This window comes from Streptomyces sp. NPDC057445 (genome assembly GCF_042802855.1).
Lineage (GTDB): Bacteria > Actinomycetota > Actinomycetes > Streptomycetales > Streptomycetaceae > Streptomyces.
The window spans coordinates 92,076-107,100 of the sequence record NZ_JBHVDH010000001.1; the positions used below are offsets into that span (position 1 = coordinate 92,076).

Consider the following 15,025-nt stretch of genomic DNA (forward strand, 5'->3'; position numbering starts at 1 on the left):
CACACCCCTTCCGCCCCGTCGGGGAACCGTGCGCTCCCCCATCCCGTCACAGTGGTGTCCCCTGTTACGGGTCCCGAAGGAGCGATGCGGTGAACAGCACGGAGCGGCCCCCCAAGACCGAGGACGGCCCGCGACTGCGGCGTTCCCCGCTGGCCGTCGCCTCGGTGGCCGCGGCGGTCCTGCTCGTCGGTGGAGGTGGCGCGTACTGGGCCACCACGGCGTCCGGAGGCGGGAGCGCCACGGGCACCTCCCCCGGCGCCGGGCGCACGCCCCCGCCGCTGTCCCTGGACGGCCATTCGGAGAGCGGCACTTCCCCGGGCATCGCCCCGGGTGAGCCCGACCCGAACGGCGCACGTTACCGCGCCGCCGGCGACCTCCCGGACGGCCCCGGCTCCGCCCCGGTCTACCGCGCGGAGGGCTCGGTCGACGCGCCGGAAGTCACCCGTCTGGCCGCGGCCCTCGGGGTGCCGGGCACCCCGAGGGCCACCGGTGACGTGTGGAAGATCGGTACGGACAGGGACTCCGGCGGACCGGTGCTCCAGGTGAAACGCAACGCCCCGGGCACCTGGACCTTCGCGCAGTTCGGACCTCCGAAGGGTGACAACTGCCCGAAGGGCAAGCCCTGCCCCGGCGGCGGCGCCCCGGGCACGAGCGGTGACCCGGCCGCTCCCGCGGTGAGCGAGGCGGCTGCCAGGAAGGCGGCGGCACCGGTGCTGGCGGCGGTGGGTCAGAGCGATGCGCGACTGGACGCGACGCAGACGATGGGCTCGGTCCGGGTGGTGAACGCGGAGCCGGTGGTCGGCGGGCTTCCGACGTACGGCTGGACGACCGGGATCCAGATCGGCACCGACGGCCGGGTGGTCGGCGGCAGCGGGCAGCTGTCGAAGCCGGTGAAGGGTGCGGAGTATCCGGTGATCGGGGCCGAGGAGGCGCTCAAGCAGCTGAACAAGGCCGGCAGCGGGCCGGCGATCGGCGGCTGCGCGACTCCCGTACCCGCGGACGAGCCGTCCGCACCCTGCAAGCCCGAGCGGCACGCCGCGAAGCCGGTGACGATCAGCAAGGCGGTCTTCGGGCTCGCGGTGCACTCCGCCGAGGGCCGGCCGGTACTCGTACCGTCCTGGCTGTTCCAGGTGGACCCCGAGGGCGACGCCCGGCCTTTCACGATCACGCATCCCGCGGTCGCCCCCGAGCACCTCAGGCAGGCGCCGACGGAGAAGCTGCCGTCACCCGATCCGACCCAGCAGCCCGAGACGTCCAAGCGCCACGTCGAGTCGTACGCCGTCTCGGGCGACGGCCGGACACTCACCCTGCGCTTCTGGGGCGGGGTGTGCAGCGACTACGCGGGCGAGGCGGAGGAGAGCGGCACCGAGGTGAAGGTACGGATCACCGAGACCCGGCCCGATCCCGGAAAGGTCTGCATCCTGATCGCCAAGGAACTCACCGAGAAGGTGACCCTGGACCGGCCCCTGGGCGACCGGAAGGTCGTCGACACGGTGACGGGTGAGGCGGTACCCCGCCGGTAGAACGGCGACACGCCGGAGGGCGGCCGGACCCGATTCGATCGGGGCCGCCGCCCTCCGGCGTTTTCGGACGACTTAGCTGAAGGAGTCGCCGCAGGCGCAGGAGCCCGTCGCGTTCGGGTTGTCGATCGTGAAGCCCTGCTTCTCGATCGTGTCGACGAAGTCGATCGAGGCACCGCCCAGGTACGGGGCGCTCATACGGTCGGTCACGACCTTGACGCCGCCGAAGTCCTTGACGACGTCGCCGTCGAGCGAACGCTCGTCGAAGAACAGCTGGTAGCGCAGGCCGGAGCAGCCGCCGGGCTGAACGGCGACGCGCAGTGCCAGGTCGTCCCGGCCTTCCTGGTCCAGCAGGGCCTTGACCTTGGCCGCGGCGGCGTCGGACAGGAGGATGCCGTCGTTCACGGTGGTGGTCTCGTCCGATACGGACATCTGCTTCTCTCCCGGGTTGTACGGAGACTGCTTGCCGACGTTCTGCAACCGGCGGGGCCCCGGATTCATTCCGAGCCGGCCCTGGTCTTTCCCCTTCATGCTCGCACACGCGCTCCGGTGGGGGCACCGACATGTGAACAGGCAGACATCGGGGAATTGCGTCACATCGACGCTATCGCCGTCGTCAAAGTGACGTGAAGGGGTTATGATAGATAGCGTCAAATAGACGAAAAGGCTCCCGGCGCAGGCCCCGGATCCACCGGAGCGGCTTCGCCGCGCTGACCGCAGAGAAGAAAGGGTGCGTGACGTGACCACCGCCCAGCCCCTGGACGTCCAGCCGACGCCCCTCGCCCTGCTGCTGCTCGGCCGCGAGGCCGACCCGAAGAGCGAGCGCGGCGTCGAATGCCCTGGCGATCTCCCGTCCCCGTCCGACCCGGACCTGGTGGAGCGCGCCCGTGCGGCCAAGGAGAAGCTCGGGAACAAGGTCTTCGTGCTCGGTCACCACTACCAGCGCGACGAGGTCATCCAGTTCGCGGACGTCACCGGTGACTCCTTCAAGCTGGCCAAGGACGCGGCGGCGCGTCCGGAGGCCGAGTACATCGTCTTCTGCGGTGTGCACTTCATGGCCGAGTCGGCGGACATCCTGACCACCGACGACCAGAAGGTCGTCCTCCCGGACCTGGCGGCCGGCTGCTCGATGGCCGACATGGCCACCGCCGAGCAGGTCGCCGAGTGCTGGGACGTCCTCGCCGACGCGGGCATCACGGACATGACCGTACCCGTCTCGTACATGAACTCCTCCGCCGACATCAAGGCCTTCACCGGCAAGCACGGCGGCACGATCTGCACGTCGTCGAACGCGAAGCGGGCGCTCGACTGGGCCTTCGAGCAGGGGGAGAAGGTCCTCTTCCTGCCTGACCAGCACCTCGGTCGCAACACCGCGGTCCGGGACATGGGAATGTCCCTGGACGACTGCGTCGTCTACAACCCGCACAAGCCGAACGGCGGGCTGACGACGGAGGAACTGCGCGCCGCGAAGATGATCCTGTGGCGGGGCCACTGCTCCGTGCACGGCCGCTTCTCGCTGGACTCCGTGAACGACGTCCGCGAGCGGATCCCGGGCGTGAACGTCCTGGTCCACCCCGAGTGCAAGCACGAGGTCGTCGCCGCGGCGGACCACGTGGGCTCGACGGAGCACATCATCAAGACGCTGGAGGCGGCTCCGTCGGGCTCCAAGTGGGCGATCGGCACCGAGCTGAACCTCGTGCGGCGTCTGGCGAACCGTTTCGCCGACGAAGACAAGGAGATCGTCTTCCTCGACAAGACGGTCTGCTTCTGCTCCACGATGAACCGCATCGACCTGCCGCACCTGGTCTGGGCGCTGGAGTCTCTGGCCGAGGGGAACCTGGTCAACCAGATCCAGGTCGACCGCGAGACGGAAAGCTTCGCGAAGCTGGCTCTCGAGCGCATGCTGGCGCTCCCCTAACGAGGCGTGGCGCCTCCTGCGGTGGACGTGATTGTCGATCGCCGCAGGCGCCGGTCGCTGGCGCGGGCGGTTCGGTTGTCGTGGTCGGCCCGCGCCGTGACGGCGGCCGGTGTGTCCGTCCTCAAGCGCCGGACAGGCTCAGGTGGTCGGGGTTGGCCTGTGCCGTGACTGCGGCCGGGGTGTCCGTCCTCAAACTCCCCCAGACTTCGTCCGGGGGGACCCCCAACCGGCTCAATGCGGGGGCTGTCGGTGGGGGTGGGGCGGGGCCCCTCCGGGCTCGACTCCTCGGGGACGGCGGCGTACCGCCCACCTCGCAGGCAGCCAGTAGTCCCGCCGTCCCCTGCGGGCCGACCCTGCACGGCCCCGCCCCGGCCGCGTTGCCGACTGCCGCCCGGTGGGTGGGCAACAGACACGCGACCACGGCGACCGGCCCCCACCCCCGGCCCCGAAGGGGGCCGTGGAGGGGTCGTGTCCGGGACACTAAAGCGTGATTTGTGGCGCGGCGCAGGCGCTGTCCTTTGAGGTGCCGGTCAGCGCGCCGTAAATCATGCCGTCCCGGATGCGAGCCCCGGAACGGACACCAACGCCACGCGACCCGGTACCGGCCGACCCCGACCACCTGAGCCCGTTGGGGGTCCCCCCGGACGAAGTCTGGGGGAGATTGAGGACGGACACCCCGGCCAACACCACGGCACCGCCCACCACGACAACCACACCCGAACCGCCCGCGCCAGCGAACCGGCACCGGCCCACCACGAAAACGCCCACCACCCGGCACCGGGTGAACCGGTACCGGGTGGTGGTGGTGCGTGGTGGGTCAAGCCCGCCGGAGGCGCTACGCGTTGGCCGGAGCCGGGGCTTCCGTCTCGCTGACCTCGGGCGACCCCTCCCCCGCCTTGCGCGCACGCTTCGCCGCCCGCTTGGCCCGGCGCCGGTCCTTGCGCAGCTCGACCACCGCATAGAGCGTCGGCACCAGCAGCAGCGTGAGCAGCGTGGACGTCACCAGACCGCCGATCACGACGACCGCCAGCGGCTGGGCGATGAAGCCGCCCTCGCCCGTGACGCCGAGCGCCATCGGCAGCAGCGCGAAGATCGTCGCCAGAGCCGTCATCAGGATCGGGCGCAGACGGTGGCGTCCACCCTCGACGACCGCCTCGACCACGCCCAGGCCCTGCGCCCGGTACTGGTTGATGAGGTCGATCAGCACGATCGCGTTGGTGACCACGATGCCGATCAGCATCAGCATGCCGATCATCGCCGGGACACCCATCGGCGTTCCCGTCGCGATCAGCAGCCCGATCGCGCCCGTCGCCGCGAACGGGATCGACACCAGCAGGATCAGCGGCTGGACCAGCGACCTGAACGTCGCGACCAGCAGCATGAAGACGATCGCGATCGCCGCCAGCATCGCGAGGGCCAGTGAGGCGAAGGCCTCGTCCTGGTCCTCGGACACACCGCCGATCGACGCGGTCGCACCCTCCGGCAGGTCCAGCGCGTTGATCTTCGACTGGAGCGACGCGCTCACCGCGCCGGTGTTGTCACCGGTCGGCTTCGCCGAGATCGTCGCGGCACGCGAGCCGTCGATCCGGGTCATCGAGACCGGGCCGGGGACCAGCTTCACCTCGGCGATGTCGCCGAGCTTCACCGGGCCCAGCGGCAGCTTCTTGAGTTCGGCCATCGTCCTCGCCGGCTTGGCCGACGTGATGACGACGTCGCGCTCGCTGTCGCCGAGGATCGCCTTCGCCGCCGGCGTGCCCCGCACCGCCTGCGCGACGGCAAGGCCGAGGGTGGTGTCGTTGAAGCCGGCTTCCGCCGCCTTCGGCCCCGCCTTGACCGAGATCCGCGGCACGGACTGTGACAGGTCGCTCTGGACGTCGGTGACGTCGTCGAGCTTCGCGACCTCGTCCCGTACCTCCTCTGCCGCCTTGCGCAGCGTGTCCGCGTCGGCCGCCTTCACCACGACGCTCAGGTCCTGGTTGCCGAAGCCGTCGCCGGCCGCGATGGTCGTGTCGCCGATGCCGTCGAGCTTGCCCAGCTCCTCGTCGATGAGGTCGCGGGTCTTCTCGTAGGACGCCGAGTCCTTGAGGGTCATCTGGTATGAGGCCTGGTTGGCACCGGTGCCGCCGCCGAAGGCCGCCATGAATCCGGACGAGCCGACGGTGACCTGGTAGTCCTTGATCTCGTCGATGCCGTCGAGAACCTTCTCGACCTTCTTCGCGGAGGCGTCGGCCGCTTCCAGGCTGGTGCCGGCCTTCAGCTCCTGCTTGATCGACATGACCTCCTGCTCGCCCTGGTCGAAGAAGTTGGTCTTCAGGAGCGGGGCCATGCCGAAGGTGCCGACGAGGACGACGAGCGCGAGGACGACGCTGGTGACGCGGCGGCGCGTCGCGAACCGCAGCACGGGGACGTACATCCGCTGCAGCAGGCTGCGCGCCTCCTTCTCCTCCGCCTTGCGGCGCGCCTCGTCCGGGTCGATGTCCCGCACGGCCTTCGGCGCGCGCAGGAACCAGTACGACAGGACGGGAACGACGGTCAGGGAGACCAGCAGGGACGCCAGCAGCGCCGCGGTGACCGTCAGCGAGAAGGAGCCGAACAGCTCGCCCACCATGCCGCCGACCAGGCCGATCGGCAGGAAGACGGCAACCGTCGTGAGGGTGGACGAGGTGACGGCGCCCGCCACCTCGCGCACCGCGGTCAGGATCGCGGTCTGACGCTCCTCGCCGTAGCCGAGGTGCCGCTTGATGTTCTCCAGGACGACGATCGAGTCGTCGACGACGCGGCCGATGGCGATGGTCAGCGCGCCCAGGGTCAGCATGTTGAGCGACAGGTCGCGGGTCCACAGCACGATCAGCGCGAGGACGACGGACAGCGGGATGGAGACCGCGGTGACCAGCGTCGAGCGGATCGAGGCCAGGAAGACCAGGATGATGACGACCGCGAAGAGCAGACCGAGCGCGCCCTCCGTCGTCAGACCGGAGATCGACTTGGAGACGGCCGGACCCTGGTCAGAGACCACGGAGAGCTCCGCGCCGGAGCCGAGGTCCTTGCGGAGCTCGGGCAGCTTGTCCTTGACGGCGTCGGAGATGGCGACGGCGCTGCCGTCCTTGTCCATCGTGGCCATGACGGCGAGGCTGGGCCGGCCGTTGGTACGGGTGATGGCGACGCGCTGCGACTCGTCCTGCTTCACCGTGGCGATGTCACCGAGCCTGACCGGCTTGCCGCCCTTGCCCGCCTCCGGGCCGCCCTGCGGCGCGATGCGCAGGTCCTCGATCTGCTTCAGCGACGTGAAGCCGCCACCGACCTGGACCGTACGGCTGCTGCCCGCCTCGGAGAAGGAGCCTGCCGGGATGGTGGCACCGCCGGCCTTGAGCGCCTCCGAGAGGGCCATCGTGTTCAGCCCGGCCGCGGCGAGCTTCTTGTCGTCAGGGGTGACGGAGACCTGGAGGTCCTGGACGCCGTCGACGGTCACCTGGCCGACGCCCTCGATGTCCTCGAGCGCGGGGACGACGGTCCGCTCCAGCTGGTCGGCGAGCGCCTGCTGGTCCTTGTCGGAGCTGACGGCGAGTACGACCGTCGGGATGTCGTCGGTGGAGCCGGCGACGACCTGCGGGTCGACGTCGTCGGGGAGCTGGACGCGAGCGCGGTTGACGGCCTGCTGGACATCGGCGACGAGCTGCTTGGTGCCCTCGTCCCCGTAGTCGAACGTGGCCATGATGACCGCGTTGCCCTCGCTCGCCGTGGAGGTGACGCCCTTGATGCCGTCGACCGCCTTGATGGTGCTCTCGAGCGGCTCGACGACCTGCTTCTCGACCACGTCGGGGGACGCGCCCTGGTAGGGGGCCAGCACGGACACCATCGGGAGTTCGATGGAGGGCAGCAGCTGCTGCTTGAGCTGCGGGATGGCGATCGCTCCGAAGACGATCGCCACGATCGACATCAGCCCTATCAGGGCCCTTTGTGCGAGGCTGAATCTGGACAGCCAGGACATGGGGTCTCTCTTCTGTGGCGTGCGGCTGGCGCCAATGCTTCGCTGACGCAGGATGCGGGCGGGGTCAGGTGCCCACTCACACTCATACGATCAGCCATCCGCCAGGGTGAATCCGTCGCCCGCAGGTCCAGATCCTTATCCCGCGCATACTCCGACTGGAGTACTCCAGGGTGGAGACTCACTCCACCCTTGGGCGTACCAGGCCCGATTCGTACGCGATTACCACCAATTGCGCCCGGTCGCGGGCCCCGAGCTTCGCCATCGCCCGGTTGACATGGGTCTTGACCGTGAGCGGGCTGACCTCCAGCCGTTCCGCGATCTCGTCGTTGGAGTGACCGCCCCCGACGAGGACGAGGACCTCGCGTTCGCGTCCCGTCAGCGCGGCGAGCCGCTCCGAGTACGCCCCCGAGTCCTGGCCCGGCTCCGAACTGCCGCCCTGTGCGAGGAACTTGGCGATGAGGCCCTTGGTCGCGACGGGCGAGAGCAGCGCATCGCCGGCCGCCGCGATCCGGATGGCGCTGAGCAGTTCGTCCGGTTCCGCCCCCTTACCGAGGAAGCCGGACGCCCCCGCGCGCAGCGACTGGATGACGTACTCGTCCACCTCGAACGTCGTCAGCATCACCACCCGCACGCCGGCGAGCGCCGGATCGGCGCTGATCATGCGGGTGGCGGCGAGTCCGTCCGTGCCGGGCATGCGGATGTCCATGAGGACGACGTCGGCCTGCTCCGAACGGGCGAGGGCGACGGCCTCCGCACCGTCCGCCGCCTCCCCCACGACCTCCATGTCGGGCTCGGAGTCCACGAGCACCTTGAACGCGCTGCGCAGCAGCGCCTGGTCGTCGGCGAGCAGCACTCTGATCGTCATGCGTCCCCCTCCACATGGGCCTTGAGCGGCAGTATCGCCTGTACGCGAAAGCCACCGCCGTAGCGGGGGCCCGCGCTGAGGGTGCCGCCGAGTGCCATCACGCGCTCCCGCATACCGATGAGGCCGTGGCCGCCGCCGTCGCCCGCGGGTGCGGCGCCGTCCGGTACGCCGTTGTCGAGCACGGTGACCTCGACCGTCCGCCCCACCCGGACGACGCTGACCTCCGCCTTGGCCGCCGTCCCCGCGTGCTTCTGCACATTGGTCAGTGCCTCCTGGATGATCCGGTACGACGCGAGGTCGACGGCCGCGGGAAGTTCCGTGGCGTCGTCGGTGCGGGCCAGGTCCACCGGCAGACCGGCGTTGCGGAACGTCTCCAGCAGCGCGTCGAGCACGGCGAGTCCCGGCGCCGGTTCCGTCGGCGCCTCCGGGTCGCCGGACTGGCGGAGCAGGCCGACGGTCGCACGCAGTTCGTTCAGGGCCGAGCGGCTGGCCTCTCGCACATGCGCGAGTGCCTCCTTGGCCTGGTCAGGGCGTTTGTCCATGACATGCGCGGCCACTCCTGCCTGCACATTGACCAGGGCGATGTGATGGGCGACCACGTCGTGCAGATCGCGGGCGATCCGGAGCCTCTCCTCGGCGACCCGGCGCCGCGCCTCCTCGTCCCGGCTCCGCTCTGCCCGCTCCGCGCGCTCACGTATCGCGTCGATGAACGCCCGCCGGCTGCGTACGGCATCACCCGCGGCGGCCGCCATCCCGGTCCACGCGAACACGCCGACGTTCTCCTGGCTGTACCAGGGAGCCGACCCGAACAGCATCGCGGACCCGGTCAGCACGGTCATCGACAGCAGGCCGACCCGCCACGTGGTGGGGCGGTCGGTGCAGGAGGCGACGGTGTAGAGGGCGATCACCGCGGACATGACGACCGGCGCGGGCGGATCGCTCGTGACGAGCTCCGTCACGGACAGCGCCCCGGTGACGGCCAGTACGGTCTTCGGCCGGCTGCGCCGCAGGACGAGGGCGCCCGCCGAGAGCAGCATCAGCAGCACGCTCGACAGCGCGGGGGTGCGGGCGCCGAAGGCCGGTCCGTGCGGTCCGTGCGGATCGACGAACGACGCGCAGACCATGCAGACGAGCACGGCGAACGCGAGGGCGGCGTCGAACGCGAGCGGATGCGCACGCAGCCAGCAGCGGGTGTGCGCGAGCCCGGTGAGGCCGGTCAGAGGTGCGGTCACGACATGCAACGGTACGGGGTGGCGGTGCCGGGGATCCGCCTCCGGCCTCCGGCGCACGGAGCGCCGGGCGGGCCGCCGCAGGCGTACAGGCACCCCGCGACCGGACCGGCAGCCGACCGGTGGACATGGCAGCACAGGCACTCCTTGGGCGGAACAGCCCACGCCGGACACGCACGCCCGGCCCGTCAGGTACCCCCCGCGTGTACCCCCGCTACCCCCGCGCGTCGACCGGCAGCCCGCCGGTGGACATGATGCTGCCCACGGCCGGACGGGCAACCCGCGCAGCACACGCACGCCCGCGACGGAACAGCCCACGCCGGACACGCACGCCCGGCTCGGGCAGGCACCCCGGCCCGTCAGGTACCCCGCGGCCCGACCGGCAGCCCGCAAACCCGCAGCCCGCAGCCCGCAGCCCGCAGCCCGCATGCTGACGCCCACAGCCCGACCGGCAACCCGCGCAGCACACTCAGCCCTGCGGCGGAACGGGGGCTGCCCGGGCAGCCCGGTCAGGTACTCCCGCGGACCGGCACGGGCCGGACACGCGCGCCCCGGCGCACGGTCCCGCCACTGGACACGCGCCCTGCCGGAACGGCAACCCGCGCGCCACCCGCACCCACGCCCCGCCGCCTCACCGGCACGCCCGCGCGCAAGCACGCTCGGCGGGTGCCCGGCGACCGCCCCGTCGGCCCGGGGCAGCGCGACGGCCCGCGCCCGGAGCATGGTCCGGGCGCGGGCCGTCAAGCCGGTGGCCGGGCTGTCAGCCCGGGATGAGGCCGTCGTCGCTCAGCATCTCCCGGACCTCGTCGAGCGTCGCGTCCGGCGACGGGAGGATCAGTTCGGACGGCTCCAGGGAGTCGTCAGGGAGCGGGGCGCCGAGCCGGCGGACCGCGTCGAGCAGACCGCAGAGAGTGCGGCGGAAGCCGTCCTCGTCACCCGACTCCATTTCGGCGAGCAGCTCGTCGTCCAGCTTGTTCAGCTCGCCGAAATGTCCGTCGTCGACCCTCCACTGGCCCTCCCCCATGATCCGTACGATCATGACGCGCCGTCCCTACTGCTTGTCGAACTTGTGCTGGGTCCGGTCCCCCGCCTGGTCCTGCGCGGCGCCGTTACCGCCCTCGATGGCCTGCTGCTGGGAGCTGCTGCCCCCGGCCAGCTCGGCCTTCATGCGCTGCAGCTCCAGCTCGACGTCCGTACCACCGGAGATCCGGTCCAGCTCGGCAGCGATGTCGTCCTTCGCCATGCCGGTCGGGTCGTCCAGAGCACCCGAGGCGAGCAGCTCGTCGATCGCGCCGGCACGGGCCTGCAGCTGTGCGGTCTTGTCCTCGGCGCGCTGGATCGCCAGGCCGACGTCGCCCATCTCCTCGGAGATGCCGGAGAAGGCCTCGCCGATCCGGGTCTGTGCCTGGGCCGCTGTGTACGTGGCCTTGATGGTCTCCTTCTTCGTGCGGAAGGCGTCGACCTTGGCCTGCAGCCGCTGGGCGGCGAGGGTGAGCTTCTCCTCCTCGCCCTGCAGCGTCTGGTGCTGCGTCTCCAGGTCCGTGACCTGCTGCTGGAGAGCGGCGCGGCGGGAGAGCGCCTCACGCGCCAGGTCCTCACGGCCGAGCGCCAGTGCCTTGCGGCCCTGGTCCTCCAGCTTCGTGGACTGGCCCTGGAGCTGGTTCAGCTGCAGCTCGAGGCGCTTGCGGGAGGTCGCCACGTCGGCGACGCCACGGCGCACCTTCTGCAGCAGCTCCAGCTGCTTCTGGTACGAGTAATCGAGGGTTTCGCGCGGATCCTCGGCCCGGTCAAGGGCCTTGTTTGCCTTCGCGCGGAAGATCATCCCCATACGCTTCATGACACCGCTCATGGGCTTCGCGCGCCCCCTTCTGACGGACTGGCTCCAGCTACTCCAGAACCCACAGTACGGGCCCTGCATCCATTACCGCACCGTTCGGGCGCGGATGCGCTCCTCCCCAAGAACGACCTGCTGACGGCTCCGATCCGGCGCAAGGAGTAGGTGGCCGTCAGGGATGCCGGTCGCGGTGTCGTTCCGCGTCGGCACTCGGTCTCTTCCGCGGTCTGTCGTGCCTGCTTCTGCCCCCTACAGACGCTCGCCGTTGCCGGATCGTTCCCCAGGGGGCTGGGGTCCGGGGGTGGCACCCCGTACCCTTGGGTTTTGTGTTCCGTAGCCGTTCCAAGGAAGAGAAGGCCCCCACCGACAAGGTGACGGCGGACCTCTCCAAGCAGCCCCGCGACCCCGAGGCCCCGAAGGGCCGCCCGACCCCGAAGCGGAGTGAGGCCCAGACCCAGCGTCGGCGTGCGCAGTCGGCACCTGCCGACCGCAAGGACGCCATGCGCCGTCAGCGTGAAGCGCGCCGTGCCGATCTGGCCAAGCAGCGCGAGGCACTGGCCGGCGGTGACGAGCGTTATCTGCCTGCCCGGGACAAGGGGCCGGTGCGCCGCTTCGTGCGCGACTACGTCGACGCGCGTTTCAGCATCGCGGAGTTCTTCCTGCCGCTCGCCGTGGTGATCCTGGTGCTCTCCATGATCCGGGTGCCCCAGCTGCAGAACATCGCCCTGCTGCTGTGGCTCGGCGTCATCGTGATGATCGTGATCGACTCGATCGGCCTCTGGTTCCGCCTGCGCAAGCAGCTGAACGAGCGCTTTCCGAACGAGCCGAAGCGCGGCGCCCTCGCGTACGGCCTGATGCGCACGCTCCAGATGCGCCGACTGCGTCTGCCGAAGCCTCAGGTCAAGCGCGGAGAGCGGCCCTGAGCGCGGACGTCTCCCGGTTCGGTGACGGTGCGGCTGCCTGGCTCGAAGGCCTTGGCGGGCTGCGCAACACCGTTCGACAAGAGCTCGTCGCGCGTCAGCTGGACGAGCAGATCGCCGGGCGCTTCCCGGTGGGCAGGCGGTTGCGGATCCTCGACGTCGGCATGGGCCAGGGCACCCAGGCGCTGCGCCTGGCGCGGGCCGGGCACACGGTGACCGGCCTGGAGTCCGACGCCGGGATGCTGACGGTGGCCCGCGAGGCGCTGGCGGACGAGCCTGCGGGTATCCGCGAGCGCTTCCGGATGCTCGAGGGCGACGGGCGCGACACCGGGGTGCACTTCCTGCCCGGCTCGTTCGACGTGGTGTTGTGCCACGGGGTGCTGATGTACGTCGAGGACCGCGACGCGATGCTCGCGGGCCTGGCGCGGATGCTCGCGCCCGGCGGTCTGCTCTCCCTGCTCGTACGCAACGGGGACGCGCTGGCCATGCGTCCGGGGCTGGCAGGTGACTGGTCCGCGGCGCTGACGGCCTTCGACACTGACGTCTACACGAACCGACTGGGCCTGTCCGTCCGCGCCGACCGGCTTGCCTCCCTGACGGCCACGCTCGCGGGGATCGCGGCGCCGCTTCAGGCCTGGTACGGGGTGCGGGTCTTCTCGGACAACGTCGCGAACGAGGCGGAACCGCCCGTCGGCGACGAGCTCGAACAGCTGCTGGCGGCGGAGGACAGGGCGGGGCGGACGGATCCCTACCGCGCGGTGGCCGCGCTGCTCCATCTGTGCGGGGTCCGGGGCTGAGGCGTTCGGTGTGAGCTCCGCCCGCCGGTCAGGTGGTGGAGCCCCGCTCGCGTCCTTTCCGGCGTGACAACTGCATCGGACGCGTCCACGCCGGACGACACAGCGGCCCGCCTGCCCGCACGCGAGACCTTCCGGGCGCTGTACCGCCACTTCCGCCCGCACAGGTGGACCGTCGCGCTGGGCGCCCTGTTCTCGCTCGCGGCCGCCGCGAGCGGGGTGCTCCAGCCGCTCGCCGCCAAGACCCTGGTCGACCGGCTCGGGGACGACGAGCCGATCATGGGCGTTCTGCTGGTGCTCACCGCGCTCGTGGTGATCGGCACCGTGATCGAGGCGGCCGGGGCGTACCTCCTGGAGCGCACTGCGGAGTCGGTGGTGCTGGCCGCGCGACGGACGCTGATCGGGCGGCTGCTGCGGCTGCGGCTGCCGGAGGTGGAGCGGACACAGCCGGGCGATCTGATGTCCCGGGTCACCTCGGACACGACGCTGCTGCGCGCGGTCACCACGCGGTCGATCGTCTCGGCCGTCACGGGCGGGCTCGCCTTCATCGCGGCGATCGTGATGATGGCGGTGATGGACATGGTCCTGCTCGGTGTCACGCTGGTCGTGATCGTGCTGATCGGTGGCGCCGTCGCCCTGGTGATGCCACGGATCGCGCGGGCCACCCGGCAGTCCCAGGAGGCGGTCGGGGAGATCTCGGCGGTGCTGGAGCGGGTGTTCGGTGCGTTCCGCACCGTAAAGGCGTCGGGTGCCGAGGCGCGGGAGGCGTCGATCGTCGAAGCGGCGGCTCGGCGGGCCTGGCGGCACGGGGTGCGCACCGCGAAGTGGCAGTCGGTGGCCTGGTCGTCGGTCGGTCTCGCGGTACAGGTGTCGTTCCTGGCCGTGCTGGGGATCGGCGGGGCGCGGGTCGCGTCGGGTGCGATATCCGTATCGACGCTGATGGCGTTCCTGCTCTATCTCTTCTTCCTGATCGAGCCGGTGTCGAAGCTGGTGGACGCGGTCTCCGAGTATCAGGTGGGCTCGGCGGCGATCGCGCGGATCGCGGAGGCGGAGCGGCTGGAGACGGAGCCACTGGAGGCGGGGCCGGTCCGTCCGGCCGGGACGTCGGTGGGCACCCGCCCCGCGTCCGTGCGGTTCGAGGACGTGACCTTCAGGTACCGCGAGGATCTGCCGTACGTCCATCACGGAGTGAGCTTCGAGGTGCCGGGCGCAGGGATGACGGCGTTCGTCGGTCCTTCGGGCGCGGGCAAGACCACCGTGTTCGGGCTGATCGAGCGGTTCTACGAGGCGACCGGCGGCCGGATCCTGGTGGGCGGCAAGGACGTGCGCGACTGGGACCTGCCGGAGCTGCGGGCCTCCATCGGCTATGTGGAGCAGGACGCCCCGGTACTGGCGGGGACCCTGCGGGAGAACCTCGTCTTCGCCGCGCCGGACGCGACCGACGAGGAGATCCGGGATGTGCTCGTGCGGGCGAGACTTGACGCGCTGGTCGACCGGCTGCCGGACGGGCTCGAGACGCTGGTGGGGCACCGCGGCTCCAAGCTGTCGGGCGGTGAGCGGCAGAGAGTGGCGATCGCCCGGGCGCTGGTGCGCAGTCCCCGGCTGCTGCTGCTCGACGAGGCGACGTCGCAGTTGGACGCCGTCAACGAGATGGCGCTACGGGATGTCGTCGCCGAGGCGGCACGTGAGATGACCATCCTGGTGGTCGCGCACCGGCTGTCGACGGTGACGCTGGCGGACCGGATCGTGGTGATGGACGCCGGCCGGGTGCGGGCGGTGGGGACGCATGCCGAGCTGGTGGCGGAGGACCCGCTGTACGGGGAGCTGGCGGCGACGCAGCTCCTGGCTTCGGCGCCGTGAGGCCGCGCGCGGGCCGACCGAGGACGTGGAGAGTCCGCGAGAGGGCCGGCCGTCGCTGGGAGACCGGCCGGGGCAGGGAGTCCGTTCGACGGGCGGA

The 15,025-nt window shown here is 71.0% G+C and carries 11 protein-coding genes; 5 read left to right on the top strand and 6 right to left on the bottom strand.

The annotated features are described in order from the left end of the window. Positions 1-89: 89 nt before the first annotated feature. Entirely contained in the window at positions 90-1,523 is a 1,434-nt protein-coding gene (locus tag ACFU5O_RS00435) for a hypothetical protein (protein WP_384234550.1), read from the top strand. 72 nt (positions 1,524-1,595) lie between these two features. Here ACFU5O_RS00435 and ACFU5O_RS00440 read toward each other — a convergent pair whose 3' ends face one another. Further along, a complete protein-coding gene (locus ACFU5O_RS00440; protein ID WP_384234552.1) occupies positions 1,596-1,952 on the bottom strand; it encodes an iron-sulfur cluster assembly accessory protein in 357 nt (118 codons plus the stop codon). 298 nt (positions 1,953-2,250) lie between these two features. Here ACFU5O_RS00440 and nadA point away from each other — a divergent pair, with 298 nt between their 5' ends. Further along, a complete protein-coding gene (nadA, locus tag ACFU5O_RS00445; protein ID WP_384234554.1) occupies positions 2,251-3,438 on the top strand; it encodes a quinolinate synthase NadA in 1,188 nt (395 codons plus the stop codon). A gap of 835 nt (positions 3,439-4,273) precedes the next feature. Here nadA and ACFU5O_RS00450 read toward each other — a convergent pair. From ACFU5O_RS00450 to ACFU5O_RS00470, 5 genes are all read right to left on the bottom strand, one after another. Continuing rightward, complete coding sequence (locus tag ACFU5O_RS00450; RefSeq protein ID WP_384234556.1) at positions 4,274-7,426, bottom strand: efflux RND transporter permease subunit; 3,153 nt, start codon at positions 7,424-7,426, stop codon at positions 4,274-4,276. Between the two features lie 178 nt (positions 7,427-7,604). Next, positions 7,605-8,291 (bottom strand): response regulator, encoded by a 687-nt coding sequence (locus ACFU5O_RS00455; RefSeq protein WP_384234558.1) that lies wholly within the window; start codon positions 8,289-8,291, stop codon positions 7,605-7,607. Continuing rightward, entirely contained in the window at positions 8,288-9,523 is a 1,236-nt protein-coding gene (locus ACFU5O_RS00460; RefSeq protein WP_384234560.1) for a sensor histidine kinase, read from the bottom strand. Before ACFU5O_RS00460 ends, ACFU5O_RS00455 begins: the two co-directional genes overlap by 4 nt. 757 nt (positions 9,524-10,280) lie before the next feature. Then, the gene (locus ACFU5O_RS00465; RefSeq protein ID WP_384234562.1) at positions 10,281-10,559 is read right to left on the bottom strand and encodes a hypothetical protein; all 279 of its coding nucleotides are present in this window, start codon (positions 10,557-10,559) and stop codon (positions 10,281-10,283) included. Between the two features lie 12 nt (positions 10,560-10,571). Continuing rightward, entirely contained in the window at positions 10,572-11,357 is a 786-nt protein-coding gene (locus ACFU5O_RS00470; protein ID WP_384234563.1) for a PspA/IM30 family protein, read from the bottom strand. A 323-nt stretch (positions 11,358-11,680) separates the two neighbouring features. On the opposite strand from ACFU5O_RS00470, the gene ACFU5O_RS00475 reads away from it, so the two are divergent. From ACFU5O_RS00475 to ACFU5O_RS00485, 3 genes are all read left to right on the top strand, one after another. Next, entirely contained in the window at positions 11,681-12,277 is a 597-nt protein-coding gene (locus ACFU5O_RS00475; RefSeq protein WP_384234565.1) for a DUF3043 domain-containing protein, read from the top strand. A gap of 59 nt (positions 12,278-12,336) precedes the next feature. After that, on the top strand, positions 12,337-13,071 hold the full coding sequence (locus ACFU5O_RS00480) for a class I SAM-dependent methyltransferase (protein WP_384236316.1): 735 nt from the start codon (positions 12,337-12,339) through the stop codon (positions 13,069-13,071). A 63-nt stretch (positions 13,072-13,134) separates the two neighbouring features. Continuing rightward, positions 13,135-14,928, top strand: coding sequence for an ABC transporter ATP-binding protein (locus tag ACFU5O_RS00485; protein WP_384234567.1), 1,794 nt, complete (start codon positions 13,135-13,137; stop codon positions 14,926-14,928). Positions 14,929-15,025 lie beyond the last annotated feature (97 nt).